This is a genomic window from Acinetobacter sp. WC-743, assembly GCF_000335555.1.
Classification (GTDB): domain Bacteria; phylum Pseudomonadota; class Gammaproteobacteria; order Pseudomonadales; family Moraxellaceae; genus Acinetobacter; species Acinetobacter bereziniae.
On the sequence record NZ_AMFQ01000099.1, the window covers coordinates 68,912 to 84,394 of the forward strand.

The window sequence follows — 15,483 nt, forward strand, 5'->3', positions numbered from 1 at the left end:
TTTTTTATTGCAAAGGCTTAATTAGTCATTGAATTTACGACGTGGACGGTCTGAGTTAAATTCACGCTTTGGACGATCTTCACCGCCAAAAGAACGTTTAGGACGGTCTGAATTAAACTCACGTTTTGGACGATCTTCACCACCAAAAGAACGTTTAGGACGGTCTTCAAAACCACCTTCACGGCGTGGACGATCTGAGTTAAATTCACGACGTGGACGATCTTCACCAAAAGAACGTTTAGGACGGTCACCGAAGCTACCTTCACGACGTGGTTTATAATCTACACTGTTGCCACGGTTGTCATCATTGAAACGCGGTTTATCATTAAAACCACCTTCACGACGTGGACGATCTCCGAAGCCACCTTCACGGCGTGGACGATCTGAATTAAATTCGCGACGTGGACGATCTTCACCACCGAAAGAACGCTTAGGACGGTCTTCAAAACCACCTTCACGACGTGGGCGATCCGAATTAAATTCGCGACGTGGACGGTCTTCACCACCGAAAGAACGCTTAGGACGATCTTCGCCATAAGATGGACGATCACCACGAGGTTTGTCATCGAAGCTACGACGTGGACGATCATCACCGCCTTCACGACGTTTGAAGTTTGATTCACCTTCAAAACGACGTCCGCCACCGAAACCACCACGACCGCCATCACGACGACCACCGCCGTTACGACCACGACCACCATCACGACCACCACGTGCAGGAGGTGGAGATGGCTCTAAACCTTCGATTTCAGAAACACTTAAACGCGCTTCCAAATAATCTTCTAAAGCACGAATTTTTCCGCGCTCACGGTAAGTCGCTAAAGTGATTGCTTTACCAGTACGACCTGCACGACCTGTACGACCGATACGGTGTACATAATCTTCGTTCTTCATTGGAAGACCAAAGTTAATTACGTGTGAGATTGTTGGTACGTCAAGACCACGTGCTGCTACATCTGTAGCAACAAGGATTTTTGCACGACCTTCACGGATACTGCGTAAACGACGGTTACGTACAGTTTGTGGCATAGCACCATGAAGCGCAACAACAGAAAGACCCGCTTCTGCAAGCTCTTCAGCCAACATATCTGTATCTTCTTGAGTTGATGCGAATACAACTGCTTGATCGACATCTTCTTCATTTAACCAATGGGTAAGCAATTTTTTCTTATGCTCAAAACCATCAGTCCAATGTAAGGTTTGGGTAATGTCGGTATTGGTAGAATGACCTGTTTCAATTGCAATACGTTCTGGATCATTCATCATGCGTTCAGCAAGGTTAATGATACGTGGTGCAAATGTTGCAGAGAACATTAATGTTTGTTTGCGATTTAAAGCCAAATCACTAATTGCTTCTAGGTCTTCAGAGAAACCTAAATCAAGCATACGGTCAGCTTCATCTACAATCAAAGCATCAACTGAATCAAGTTTGATTTGACGACGGTTCACAAGGTCAAGTAAACGACCTGGAGTTGCAACAACAACTTGTGCACCTTTTAATTGTTGGATTTGCTTACCAAAAGGCATACCACCCATAATCGCAGCAACACGTACACCTTTCATGTGACGTACAAATGCAATCGCATCTTGACATACTTGTTGTGCAAGTTCGCGAGTAGGTGAAATCACCAAAATATTCGGTTGAGTGACTGCTTTCATACGTTCTTTAAATGGTACAAATGTATCTTGACCAGCTAAAGCATTTAACGTTGGGAGTAAGAATGCAGCAGTTTTACCAGAACCAGTTTGGCTTGATACTAAAAGGTCTTTGCCTTCTAAAGCCGCTGGGATAGATAATTCTTGAACAGGAGTCGGTGTAGTAAAACCAAGACTCTCGAGTGCTTTCTGTAGCGACTCGTCTAATGAAAATTCAGCAAAAGTTTTGCTCATAGAGATATTCACCCTAATGTGGGTGCTCCATTAATATATGGTCTGATGGACATCGGCAAAAAGCGGCACAGCAATAATCGCTGAAAATATAGAATCAGCGGCGATCCGAGAACGACGATGCGTATAACGCACATTTGATAACAGCCGCAACCTGAAGGAATCGCTTAAGCGATTGGGTGGGGCGCGAAATATTGTCCTCTCTTTGGACCGGACGCGCATACACAATATAGAAGAGAATGTTCAGGTAATGAACGAAATTTAGTGCGTGCGCGGAGTATAGCAGAATTTATAATAATGTCACGAAGTTTTATTGTTTTTTCCTGTATCATTCACTTATTGTTGCCTTATTAGAATGAAATCAAAAAACTATTTTACTTGCATTGTTCTAAATGAGCATTTTTTATTAAGTTAACATCATAAAAAAGCCTTCATTCACATGAAGGCTTTTTAAAACTCAATCTACACAAATAATTAAAAATTATTTCGCAGCTTCGCCCCATGCTGGAACAACTTGTTGCATCAATGGTTTTAACAACTTCATAGAACAAGCGATAACTTGACCATTTTCCATTGATTCTGAACCACCACGAGCATCAACAACTGTACCGCCCGCTTCTTTCACAATCAATTCACCTGCCGCAATATCCCAAGGCTTTAAACCAAGTTCAAAATAAGCATCTAAACGACCAGCAGCAACATAAGCCAAATCTAATGCAGCAGAACCTGCACGACGATATTGTGCGCCAGCTTCAGTCACATTTAACAAAGATTCAAAGTGATTTTTTGCATAAGAAACAATTTCACCGTTACGTTTTGCACGATAAGCATGTCCTACACCAACAAAAGTATTTTCAAGGCTGTCTTTAACATTTACGCGAATACGGCGTTGGTTCAACATAGCACCGCGACCACGGCTTGCTGAGAATAACTCATCTTTTACAGGGTCATAAATAACACCGTGTTGAGTTACACCTTTATGTTGAACTGCAATAGATACACAGAAATGTGGAAAACCATTGATAAAGTTTAAAGTGCCATCAAGTGGATCGATCACCCAACACCAATCGGCATCGTGACCTTTACCTTCTTGTAGACCAAATTCTTCACCAAGGAAGCTGTGATTTTTATAACTTTTACGAAGTGTATCAATGGTAAGTTGCTCAATGTAACGGTCTACACGAGTCACTGGACCATCAATCCCTTTTTCTTCGACTTGTAGATCGAGTTTATGACGATTTTGATGCGCTTTTAAAAGCTCTTGACCAACTAATTGAGCCGCACGCGCAGCCATCACCACCATAGGTTCCATTGAACACCCACTACAAATTTGAAGATACTGATAAAGAATAATGCATAAAAGCGCAGGCATTTTAACAAATATCTGCGCTTTTTGGGAAATTTTGTTTCTAAAATTTTACATATTGAGTTTTTACAGTCATTTAAACATGTTGAACAAGTTTCAACCATGTCTGCTGAATTGAGTTTTTGATGCCATCCGCATCTAGACCACAGTCTTGAAGCATTTCAGTATGAGTTGCTTGAGCCAGAAACTCATCAGGTAAACCTAAGTTTAAAATCGGTTTTATGATTTGAGCATGTGCTAAGAATTCGTTTACAGCACTTCCCGCACCAGCCATTACCGCATGCTCTTCAATGGTGACAAATAAACTGGTTTTATCTGCCAAGTCACGGATAATCTGCTCATCCAATGGTTTGACAAAGCGCATGTTCACTACACGAACGGCAATATCCAGTTGTTGAGCAAGCTGTTTAGCTGCCTCCAAGGCAGGCTGGACACGACTACCAAATGCTAAAATACTCATACCTTCATCATGTTCGGTATTGAGTTCTAATAATAATTCGGCTTGACCAATTTCAAGCTCAGTCAGTTGTTGCTGGATTTCAACCCCTAAACCATTTCCTCGTGGATAACGCACAGCCGTAGGACCTGGATATAAATAGGCAGTGTGCAACATCTGACGACATTCATTTTCGTCTTTTGGCGCCATGATCACCATATTCGGTACTGTACGCATATAAGCATAATCATAAGCGCCAGCATGAGTCGGTCCATCTTCTCCAACCAATCCCGCACGATCAATACCAAAGGTTACATCGAGATTTTGCAAAGCAACATCATGTATCAATTGATCATAACCACGTTGCAAGAAGGTCGAATAAATTGCAACAACAGGTTTTAAGCCTTCACAAGCCATACCTGCTGCTAAAGTGACTGCATGTTGCTCTGCAATCGCGACATCAAAGTAGCGTTCTGGGAATTGTTTGGCAAACTGCACCATCCCGGAACCTTCACACATCGCTGGTGTGATCGCTAACAATCGGTGATCTTGTTTGGCTTCATCACATAACCATTGCCCAAATACATCTGAATATTTCGGCGCTGAATTTTTAGCAGGCGAAGCATGCGTTTTACCGATCGCATGATATTTGATTTGATCAGCTTCGGCAGGTGCAAAGCCTTTACCTTTTACCGTATATACATGGATTAAACGTGGACCTTTACGTTTTTTCAATGCATTGAATACTTGTACCAACTGCTCAACATCGTGACCGTCAAATGGACCAAAATAATCAAAGCCAATTGCTTTAAATAAATTATCGGCTGCATCTGTTGCTGACTGGTGTAAACGAGAATTGTAGTCCCACTCTGGACAGTCTTGAACAAAAGCTTGCCCCTCTTCATCAATATTGATGAATTGCCCTTGTTCCCAAATTGCAGCCAAATGCTTTGCAAAACCGCCTGTGCTACACGAAATAGACATATCATTGTCATTCAGTACCACAATCAAATCAGCATTGTGTGCAACAGCATCATTCATGGCTTCAAAAGCCATACCTGCCGTCATCGCACCATCCCCCACAATCGCCACGACTTCACAAGGATCTTTTTGATAACGACGTGCTAACGCCATACCTAAGCCCGCTGAAATCGCGGTTGAAGAGTGACCAACACCAAAAGTGTCAAACTCGGATTCTTCTCGTGCCGGGAAAGCAGCCAAACCATTTTTGGAACGAATCGTGGTTAATTGTTCACGACGACCAGTCAATGCCTTGTGTGGGTAAGCTTGATGCCCCACATCCCAAACTAGACGATCTTTAGGTGTTTCAAAGCAATAATGTAAAGCGACAGTGAGTTCAATAACGCCGAGGTTTGCCCCAAAATGCCCGCCACTTTGTCCAGCAGCATACAAAATGAATTGACGCAATTCGTCTGCGACCTGCACCAATTGGCTTTGCTCAAGCTGACGTAATTGTTGAGGATGGTCTACTTCATCCAACAATGGCGTAACAGGACGTTGATTAGGTATTTCGGTATACAACATATGTGGCAAAGCCTTCTAAAGCCTGGCAAATCTAAGCTAGGTACACGGGTTAGCATGATTGTGAAAACAAATCATATCACATTCGATCAGCCACATTTATAATGATGCGTCATTGGAGACTTCCAAGTCAGCAAGTGTGCTCTTGGTGTCAATTATCATGAATAATCTATCTATATATCAACTATTATCGTGCGCTTTATACAAAAAAGAATTTTTTATCGCAAAGTTATCTATAAAAACATGCTTTTCAATTCTACCAATGTCCAAGCATTACGCTATACTTTAGCTAATTTCTAAACAAATAGATGGAAGATTCTGTGTCAATAGAGTTTGTTGCCACTTCAAAATTACCCACCGCTTATGGTGATTTTAAAATTTCTGTATTTCAAGATCCGTTGACAGGCGAAGAGCATGTTGCTCTTTCTAAGGGTTTAGAAATCGCTCCCACAGATCCTGTTTTAGTTCGCATTCATTCCGAATGCTTAACTGGTGATGCATTTGGCTCATTGAAATGTGACTGTGGTCCACAGTTACATAACACCATGAAAATGATGAATGAGGCAGGTCAAGGTGTAATTTTATATTTACGCCAAGAAGGTCGCGGAATTGGTTTAACCAATAAAATTCGTGCATATGCTTTACAAGACCAAGGTCATGATACTGTAGATGCCAATTTATTGTTAAACCTCCCTGCTGATGCTCGCCAATATGACATGTGTAGCATCATGTTGGATCATTTACAGGTTAAACAAGTCAAGTTAATCACCAATAATCCGTTAAAACTAAAAGCGCTAACAGATTTGGGTATAGACGTTGTTGATCGTGTTCCTTTAACTGTTGGCTTAAATAAATTCAATGAAGATTATTTAAAAACCAAACACGATCGTATGTCTCATATGTATGAGAAAGATGATTTTTAATCACTGATTCGTTGCAAGTATGTTTTTGAGAAATTGCTAAACGCAGTGATAAAAACCATCGTCTGCTTGATAGTCGGAGGTAGGCACTATACCTCCTCTAACGTTTAAAGCCGTTTTAACTCAGGATGTTTTAGCTCAGAATAGCGCCTTCATAAAGATTGAGAATGATAAAAAACAACGGCATGAAGTTTTCATCAAATTGTCATTGAGAAAATCTGTGTTTCAGGCTTTCTTCGTTTTAAATGCAAATCAAAAGCCATACAAATATTACGAACAAAAGGCTTGCCTTGTTCAGTAATCACAATTCGATCTGTTTCAATTGTCAACAAACCATCCTGTTGCATCTCGATAAGTTGCTCGATAACCTGAGCTCGTTCTGTGAAATCCATAGACGGCTCAGCCCATGATGTTTGGAAAGTACACATTAAATTTAAAATATGCTGACGAATTTTCAAGTCTTCAGCACTCAGTACATGACCTTTCACGACAGGAATTTCATCACGGTCTAGACACGCATAGTATGCTTCCAGGTCTTTCTCATTCTGAGCAAAGCTATACCAGCTATCACTGATCGAAGATATCCCAAGACCAATCATGAGTTGTGTTTTTGACGATGTATAGCCCATAAAGTTGCGATGCAGTGTACCCGCCTGAAAAGATTGATACATACCATCTTGTGCTAAGGCAAAATGATCCATGCCAATTTCATGATAACCATGCGCTAAGAGTTGCTTTTTACCCGCTTCATACAAGGTTCGCTTCACATCATCTTTTGGAACATCTTGATCTTTAAAACCACGCTGTCCATTCCCCTTGATCCAAGGTACATGCGCATAGCTATAAAAAGCCAAACGATCTGGCATAAGACTGTTGGTTAAATCAATTGTTTTCAAAACATCATTTAGATTTTGAAAAGGCAAACCAAAAACCAGATCATGTGAAATTGAACGATAGCCAATCTCACGCGCCCACTGTGTGACATTGGCAACCTGCTCAAAAGGTTGAATACGATGAATGGCTTTTTGAACAGTATCGTTATAGTCTTGCACACCATAGCTTACGCGGCGGAATCCGAGATCATACAATGCTTGCAAATGCGCACGTGTTGTATTATTGGGATGTCCCTCAAAACTAAATTCATAGTCTTTCGCAATATCAGCTTTGGCTAAGACACCTTGAATAAGCTGTTGTAAATGCTCAATTGAAAAAAAAGTCGGTGTACCACCACCCAAATGAATTTCTTTAATGATGGGTTTTTCTTGAAGTAATTGACAATACAAATCCCACTCTTTTAAAACGGCTTGGATATAAGGTTGCTCCATTTCATGCCGTTTGGTCACTTTCTTATGACATCCACAGAAAGTACATAAACTCTCACAAAACGGTAAATGGATATATAAGCTAATGCCCTCACTTTGATTAGACTCGTCAAAAGAACGCTTTAGGGTCTGTTTCCATTGTTGCAATGAAAAAGAACTTTCATCCCAATACGGAACTGTTGGATAACTGGTATAACGTGGACCAGCCACATTATATTTCTGAATTAAAGAACAACTCATATTTACTGCTCAGTACCATATTAAGATTTACAAACCGATAAATGCACACGAGTGCCTCTATCCTCAATCCATTGTGCTGAGCTTAAACATAGATTTCAACCTAGCGAATTGCTCGGGATTTTTGTAAAAGACTTGAAACAGTCAATAATATTCTTATGCATTGGATCCAGTAGTAAAAATATTCAAAAAAACATCTTCTTTTTTCAATGGTTTTCTTTTTTAATGGTTTTATGCTTTGATGTATAAAATCATTTTGTGCGCCTTTGAGGATCGTCATGCAAAACCCAACCTCTGAAGATATTCAACGTGTTCGTACGTTTCTTGTCGGCTTACAAGCGCGAATTTGTTCAGCTTTGGAACAACAAGAACAATTAGGTCAAGGGACTGCAAAATTTGAAGTGGATGACTGGCAACGACCTGAGGGTGGCGGTGGTCGTTCCCGCGTTTTACAAAACGGCACAGTGATTGAAAAAGGTGGTGTGATGTTCTCGCACATCAATATTTCAAAACTACCTGCTTCTGCGACGGAGCGACATCCCGCTATAGCAGGAGCCAAAGCTCAAGCATTAGGCGTATCCTTGGTGATTCATCCAAAAAATCCAAATGTGCCGACCTCTCATGCCAATGTTCGCTTATTCGTCGCTGAACCCGAAGGTCAAGAGCCAATTTGGTGGTTTGGAGGTGGTTTCGATCTTACGCCATTTTATCCCAATCAAGAAGACGTATTGAGTTGGCATCAAAGCGCATTTGATTTATGCAAACCCTTTGGAGAAGAAGTCTATGCAGAACATAAACAATGGTGTGATGATTATTTCTATTTAAAACATCGAGATGAACAACGTGGCGTTGGTGGCTTGTTTTTTGATGATTTAAATCAGTGGGATTTTGAAAAATGCTTTGAATATATGCAAGCTGTGGGTAACGGTTATTTAAAAGCCATCTTACCTATTTTTCAACGCAATCAAGATAAACCCTATACCGAAGCCCAACGAGATTTCCAGTTGTATCGTCGTGGTCGTTATGTTGAGTACAACCTCGTCTATGACCGAGGCACTTTATTTGGTTTACAAACAGGGGGGCGCATTGAATCTATTTTGGTCAGTATGCCACCGCTTGCGGCATGGTCTTATCGTCCTGAATGGGGCGAACAGAGCCCAGAAAAACAATTAACCGAATATTATTTAAAACCTCATGATTGGTTATCTATACTCAAATGACCTAAAATAATTAAAAAAAGCTACCCAGTCACATGAGGTAGCTTTTTTATGCTTCATCAAAATAAGTTTTGAAAGATTTACTCACAATTAAGATGAGAATTATTCACAATAACGCAGCTTTTTAATTTAAATTAACCTTAAACTCGGCTACTATAGCAGACTTAAAATTTCCTTAATTTTTTCGATAAATTTATATTGAATATCAGAAGATTATAGCAGTTAACGCGAGAGGTTGATATGAGGAATTTATTAGAAAATCATAAACTTACACTTTCAGTAGGCATTCTGTTTTTACTGGTGTGTTCTGTTTCAACCACAATCATCTCTACCAATGATTTATCGGATAGCATTTCAATTACTTCCAGTGTTGTTTTATCGATTGGTTTTATTGTCGTTTTTGCGATGATTTTTCTCGATTTTCTAGAATCTGTATGTAATCCATAATTCAAAAATAATTTCTCTTTTTTTTAAATCTTAACAATCAAAATATAACGATTTAATCCCAAAGTACGCCAAGATACTTTTTGTTGTCTTCAACGTTTTCCCGTATATTGTTGCCGTGCCTTAAAAATCAATATTATCAATACTTGGACATTGGACATGAGCAAACAATTCGCAGTCATTGGCAATCCGATTGAACATTCTCGTTCTCCTGAGTTACATCATGCTTTTGCAAAGAAAACAGGTATTGATCTGAATTACAGCAGACGTCTAGCCCCACTAGATGGTTTTGAAAGCAGTGTGCATGAGTTTTTCTCTCAAAATGGCGTAGGAATGAATGTCACAGTTCCTTTTAAAGAACAAGCTTTTGCCATGTGCACGCAACTTACTGAACGCGCAAAAATTGCCAAAGCCGTTAACACGCTATGGATGGAAAATGGTGAGCTACATGGAGACAATACAGATGGTCAAGGTCTGGTCGATGCCATTAAAGCTTTGGATTGGGACTTAAAGGATGCAGACTTGCTGATTATTGGTGCAGGTGGCGCAACTCGAGGTGTCATCTATCCGTTGGTAAAAGCAGGGGTAAAAAAAATCGTGATCGCCAACCGCACACTTGCTCGTGCTGAACAATTGGTTGCAGACTTAGCAGACAGCGTGCCTGAAGCACAGCTGATGGCTTGTGACTTAACAGCATTACAGGGGCAATTTGATCTTGTTATTAATGCGACCTCAACAAGCCTAAGTGGTGATGCCCTTATACTCCCTGAAACATTAACATTTAATCATGCATATGAAATGGCATATGGCAAAGCATCAAGTTTTATTGAACAAGCCAAAGCACGTCAAGTTCCAAGCTCGGAAGGTTTTGGTATGTTGGTTGGGCAAGCAATAGAGGCATTTTATATCTGGAATGGTGTCCGTCCAAATCTAAAAGATTTTCTCTGAATGTATACTGATGTATAAACTGTGTAGAATGCTTATCTAGGACGGGACAAAGCATCAAAAAAAGAACCTCTATTGAGGTTCTTTTTTATCACTCGCTACAAGACAATTACTTTAACTTGGCATCACTCAATGCCTGATAAGCTTGCTTGAACAAGTCATAATCAATAAATTCAGTAGAATCAACATTCAATGTCGATACGACTTGATCATTAAACTTATTATTTTTAAATGCAACATAAGATTTTGCTAAAACTTTTGCTGTTTTTATAAACTCTCCACGCTGAGACTTTTCAATCTCATTTTCTGCTTCAAACTTCTGCATGTAATATTGTGCAAACACAGCTTCGGTTGTTTTATATTTTTTAACTAAACCCTGCACCTCTAAAGTACTTTGTTTAGCTTTCCAGATTTTAGCAACAATCTCATCTACATCATTTCCAAGTTCATCATCGTACTGATGATCATCTTCTAAATGATGCTTTTTCTGTAGGGCTTGAATTTGTTTCAAAGCCTGCCCTTTTGGATTGTAGATTTCTTCATCTGAGTAAGAATAAGCATAAATTGCTGCGATTTCTTGTAAATCTTGAGCAGAATATTGTTTGATCAATTCAGGCTTTTGTGCAGTCAATTTTGCGATAAACACTGCTTTATAGGTTTTTTCATAAGAGCCAGTTTGTGCAAATACTTGTTCTGCCAGTTGCTCTAAACGTTCATCTAAACTTAAGTATTTTTGCTCATCACTACGTTCTGAACCCGATATTCCACCCACCGCTTGTTCCATAATGCTGCCTTTAAAGATATCTTTAAAAGGTTTCGCCTGTTTGAGAACATTTTGATCAATCTTGCTTGCATTGCCATAATTAAGGAATTGCATGTCCATTTTAATGTTTAACTTACGATTTAAGGTATCTAAATCTAAGCCCATATTATAATCTGCTTTAACTGCTCGTCCTTTATTGTCCAATGACAAATCAACGATCAGTGGATTACGTTTGTCTGGAGCTGGCAAACTGCTTTCAATCTCAGTGAGATGTTGATTCCACAATTGTTTAAATTGTTGCGCATCGACCAACTGATCTTTCGCATAGCCATTAAATGTGCTGACCAATGCAGTCTTATTTTTCTCTCTCAACGCAGTATCTGATGAGGATTCTTTTTGTTGCTCACCTTTTAAGACGTCTATTTCGTAATGATATTGACAATACTCCACATCACCAAAACGAGGATTTGCTTTAGCTTTGGTCAAATCTTCACATTGTTGCTCAGTTAAGATTTTTGTCGTATTGCCGTCTGCTGCGGCTTCAACAGCCTCATCGTCAGAATCACGCTCTTGATCTTGATCAGCAGTCGCATCGTCTTCGTCATCTTCTACAGCAGCACGTGCTGCTTGTGCTGCATCCCCTACTTCAACTTCTTCCTCTAAATCTTCATGAGACTTACGATTGACGGCATTGTAAAGTTCATACATTGCGCTTGATGCATCATTGGCACTATCATCACTCGATGTGATGCCTGCTAGCGCTTCATCTGCAGCTTTCATCGCTTCCTGAGCAGCTTCATAAGCCTCATCACTTGCCTGACTGTCGCTACTCGGTCCTAGGATTTTTGCAATATTAGATTGATTCAATCCAAACACTGAATTCATCAAATATTGACGATTCACTGTAGAGTATAATTGCCCTTGTAAGAACATTTCTTCTACTGATGTATTTAAGCGAATTTTTTCAACGATTCCTGCTTGCTTGTCCGCAGAACTCACTGCAAGATTTTGAATTTGATGAGGCGCGGCAATTAAATATGAAGTTGCACCCGACTGTTTAAGCAACTCGATCAAGGCTTTGCCATTCACCTTGTTAATATCATCTTTATATTTTGAAAAATCATAATACGCATATTTGTCTTGATCTTGAGAATTTGCCAAATAAGGCATGATCGAAAAAATATGGGTATAGAATTTATAATTATTCATATCCAAAACTGTAGGAATACGCATTTCCACAGATAAATTTGGCTTTTTGTATTGTGTTTCTAAATTAAACGATGCCATTTTTTGGCGATAATTCACTGTTCCGTCGTATCGAATTTGCAAATCATTGACAATATTTTGAACAACATCTGCTCCCATGCCGACAAAACGACTGATATAGTTTGAATCCTGTTTCGCAATCGCTTGATAAAGTTCTTTTTTCTGTATATCTGTCAGTTTAATTTTTTGATCTTTTAAATACTGATTGACCTTTTTTTCAATGGCAGGATCTAGTTGGTTTGAATCCGTAGACTTCAGATTTTGATCTTTCTGTAGGCGATCTAAATGAACTTGAAATTGCCCACGATAATCAAAATTAGGATATTCATACAGCGCATTAAACCCTTGAATTGCACGTTGAGGAGCGTCTTGATCTGCATTTAAAGCATTACTTTTAATCACATGTGTTGAACATGCCGACAAACTCAAACCTAAAAGACATAATGTTAATTTTTTTAAATGCATGAGAGATTGACTCACTTCAATATTATAAAGATACTAAAAATAGCAATGAAACTACAAAAACAAACTGTTCAATACTATCAAAAAACCAACAGATTCGCATGTACTTTTTCTACCAAATTCGCATTTCTGACAATTCTTTTAGAGAGTCTTATCAATGTATTTCTCATATGATTATGAATAATGAAACTATCGATTGAATATCCAAAACTATTTCTAAATTAGGATTAAATACATGCCAGCATATAAAGCGCCGCTCCGTGATATTCGTTTTTTAATCAACGAAGTTTTTGACTATTCTGGGCACTATAAAACATTATCAATTGGCGAAAATGCCGATGCTGATACGATTGATATGATTTTAGAAGGTGCAGCAGATTTTTGTGAAAATGTGCTCTCTCCTTTGAATCAGTCTGGCGATGAAGAAGGTTGCCATTTTAAAGAAGGTGAAGTCACTACACCAAAAGGATTTAAAGAAGCTTACGATCAATTCGTTCAAGGTGGCTGGCAAGGTTTGTCGTACCCAGAAGAGTTTGGTGGTCAGGGCTTACCAATGTCTTTAAATCTGATTAAATCAGAAATGATGGGAACTGCAAACTGGTCATTCACGATGTACCCAGGTTTAAGCATGGGCTGTATGAACACCATCATGCAATTTGGTACAGATGAGCAAAAAGCAACCTACATGCCACATCTTACTGCTGGTACTTGGTCAGGTACGATGTGTTTGACTGAACCACAATGTGGTACAGACTTAGGACAAGTTAAAACCAAAGCCGAGCCAAAAGAAGATGGAACTTATGCCATCACTGGTACAAAAATCTTTATCTCTGCGGGTGAACATGATCTGACTGAAAATATCATTCATATCGTACTTGCGCGCTTACCAGATGCACCTGCTGGCACAAAAGGGATTTCATTATTTATCGTACCAAAATTTATCCCAACGGTAGATGGCGGTATTGGTGAACGCAACCCAGTGACTTGTGGTTCAATCGAACACAAAATGGGGATTCGTGCGTCAGCAACTGCGGTATTGAACTTTGATGCTGCAACAGGTTATTTGATCGGTGAAGTAAACAGAGGCTTACATGCCATGTTTACCTTCATGAACACTGCACGTATTGGTACTGCAGTTCAAGGTCTTGCACATGCTGAGTTAGCATTCCAAGGTGCGCTGCCTTATGCAAAAGATCGTATGTCTATGCGTGCACTTTCAGGTAAAAAAGATCCAGAGAAAGTTGCTGATGCAATTATTCACCATGCTGATGTTCGTCGCATGTTATTGACCCAAAAGGCAATTGCCGAAGGTGGTCGTTCAATGATTTATCATGCTGCTCAATTGGCTGATAAGATGACTGATGCTTTGGCGCAAGGTGATCAAGCAAAATTTGATGAATATGACGATAAACTTGGTTTTTATACGCCAATTCTCAAGGGCTTCTTAACAGAAATGGGCTTAGAAGCTGCAAATCACGGGATGCAAGTCTTTGGTGGTCATGGTTATATTAAAGAACATGGCATGGAACAAATTGCACGTGATGCACGTATTTCAACCTTGTATGAAGGTACAACTGGCGTACAGGCACTTGATTTGATCGGGCGTAAAGTATTGCTTTCTTCTAAAGGTAAAGTGGTTCGTGAATACACCGCTGAAATCTTAAAGTTCTGTGGTCAACATGCACGTAATAAATATATGCGTCGCTTTGCATGGGATTTAACTAAAATCTGTGCGCAATGGAATGCTTTAACTGTTCGTATCATGCTTGCAGCACGTAAAGACCGTGACATCGTTTCTTCTGCTTCTGTAGATTTCTTGATGTTCTCTGGTTATGCAATGATGGCTTATTACTGGGCACAACAAGCAGCCGTGGCTTCTGAAAAATTGGCGTCAGGAAATGGTGCTGAAGTTCCTGAGTTCTATAAAGCAAAAATCAAAGTTGCTGATTTCTACTTTGAGCAATTGCTACCGCGTGCACAAGGGCATGCTGAGTCGATGGTCAACCCATCTAAGACCATGATGTCACTTGACGCTGAACATTTTAGTTTTGACTACTAATATGTAGGTTTTCGCTAAGAAAAATAGAAAGAGCGCTTCGGCGCTCTTTTGTATTTTTAAGGAAAGCTCATTGAAATTCTGCCGGAATATGCGATAACTCATCCTCTTTTCTACTTGTTTATAACAATAGAAAGCTGATTTTTTCGCATTTTTAGTCACCCACCATGCACTAAAACATACTAAACAACGTGAATTCGATGCAATTAAATCTTCAACTCATTGAAAAATAATAAATCTATGTGGATTTTTTCTGGATTTTCATCCGATTTTGGATGAGGAGCGAAGTTCCGTAAGCGCCACCATCAATATAGTTTCATTGCTCTGATCAATAAAATGAAGGCGATCAATAGATTGTTTGATGATCTAAAGCTTGCACTGCCACGATTTAGTGCTAAAGTTTAAATTCTTTTGCGTAGGCGATGCCTCACTTTTCAGAGATGAAAAGTGACAAAAATCTTTCGTTGAGCGAGGGGTACATCCTTTACCCCCGCTCAACATGGCGACATCCATGTCGCCTCAAGATCGCAAGACCATCAATGATTCAAAAAGTACAAAATAAATGAATCATCCAAATCAATTGTATGAATAATCAGGCGGTTTGGCTGTATCATCTTTCA

At 39.6% G+C, this 15,483-nt stretch carries 10 protein-coding genes; 5 read left to right on the forward strand and 5 right to left on the reverse strand.

The genetic code is table 11. The features are described from left to right. Nucleotides 1-21: 21 nt before the first annotated feature. The 3 genes from ACINWC743_RS15245 to dxs form a co-directional block, all read right to left on the reverse strand. On the reverse strand, nucleotides 22-1,890 hold the full coding sequence (locus ACINWC743_RS15245) for a DEAD/DEAH box helicase (RefSeq protein WP_009586057.1): 1,869 nt from the start codon (nucleotides 1,888-1,890) through the stop codon (nucleotides 22-24). A gap of 478 nt (nucleotides 1,891-2,368) precedes the next feature. Then, nucleotides 2,369-3,199: an inositol monophosphatase family protein gene (locus tag ACINWC743_RS15250; protein WP_004825232.1), complete on the reverse strand. Its 831-nt coding sequence runs from the start codon at nucleotides 3,197-3,199 to the stop codon at nucleotides 2,369-2,371. Between the two features lie 130 nt (nucleotides 3,200-3,329). Further along, nucleotides 3,330-5,234: a 1-deoxy-D-xylulose-5-phosphate synthase gene (gene dxs / locus ACINWC743_RS15255; protein WP_009586042.1), complete on the reverse strand. Its 1,905-nt coding sequence runs from the start codon at nucleotides 5,232-5,234 to the stop codon at nucleotides 3,330-3,332. A 317-nt stretch (nucleotides 5,235-5,551) separates the two neighbouring features. Between dxs and ribA the strand changes: the two genes are divergently transcribed. Further along, nucleotides 5,552-6,154, forward strand: coding sequence for a GTP cyclohydrolase II (ribA, locus tag ACINWC743_RS15260; protein ID WP_009586037.1), 603 nt, complete (start codon nucleotides 5,552-5,554; stop codon nucleotides 6,152-6,154). A 194-nt stretch (nucleotides 6,155-6,348) separates the two neighbouring features. Here the strand turns inward: ribA and hemN are convergent, their stop codons facing one another. Then, nucleotides 6,349-7,713: an oxygen-independent coproporphyrinogen III oxidase gene (hemN, locus tag ACINWC743_RS15265; protein ID WP_009586028.1), complete on the reverse strand. Its 1,365-nt coding sequence runs from the start codon at nucleotides 7,711-7,713 to the stop codon at nucleotides 6,349-6,351. A gap of 275 nt (nucleotides 7,714-7,988) precedes the next feature. Here hemN and hemF point away from each other — a divergent pair, with 275 nt between their 5' ends. The 3 genes from hemF (at nucleotide 7,989) to aroE (ending at nucleotide 10,319) form a co-directional block, all read left to right on the forward strand. Then, entirely contained in the window at nucleotides 7,989-8,930 is a 942-nt protein-coding gene (hemF, locus tag ACINWC743_RS15270) for an oxygen-dependent coproporphyrinogen oxidase (RefSeq protein ID WP_009586061.1), read from the forward strand. A gap of 237 nt (nucleotides 8,931-9,167) precedes the next feature. Next, a complete protein-coding gene (locus ACINWC743_RS23975) occupies nucleotides 9,168-9,374 on the forward strand; it encodes a hypothetical protein (protein ID WP_009586046.1) in 207 nt (68 codons plus the stop codon). Between the two features lie 156 nt (nucleotides 9,375-9,530). Then, nucleotides 9,531-10,319, forward strand: coding sequence for a shikimate dehydrogenase (aroE, locus tag ACINWC743_RS15275; protein ID WP_009586043.1), 789 nt, complete (start codon nucleotides 9,531-9,533; stop codon nucleotides 10,317-10,319). A gap of 106 nt (nucleotides 10,320-10,425) precedes the next feature. On the opposite strand, the gene ACINWC743_RS15280 is transcribed toward aroE, so the two are convergent. Continuing rightward, nucleotides 10,426-12,810 carry a hypothetical protein gene (locus ACINWC743_RS15280; protein WP_009586055.1) on the reverse strand — a complete coding sequence of 795 codons (2,385 nt, stop codon included), beginning with the start codon at nucleotides 12,808-12,810 and terminating at the stop codon, nucleotides 10,426-10,428. Nucleotides 12,811-13,042: 232 nt separating this feature from the next. Here ACINWC743_RS15280 and ACINWC743_RS15285 point away from each other — a divergent pair, with 232 nt between their 5' ends. Further along, nucleotides 13,043-14,866, forward strand: a complete 1,824-nt coding sequence (locus tag ACINWC743_RS15285) for an acyl-CoA dehydrogenase C-terminal domain-containing protein (RefSeq protein ID WP_009586038.1) — start codon at nucleotides 13,043-13,045, stop codon at nucleotides 14,864-14,866. Nucleotides 14,867-15,483 lie beyond the last annotated feature (617 nt).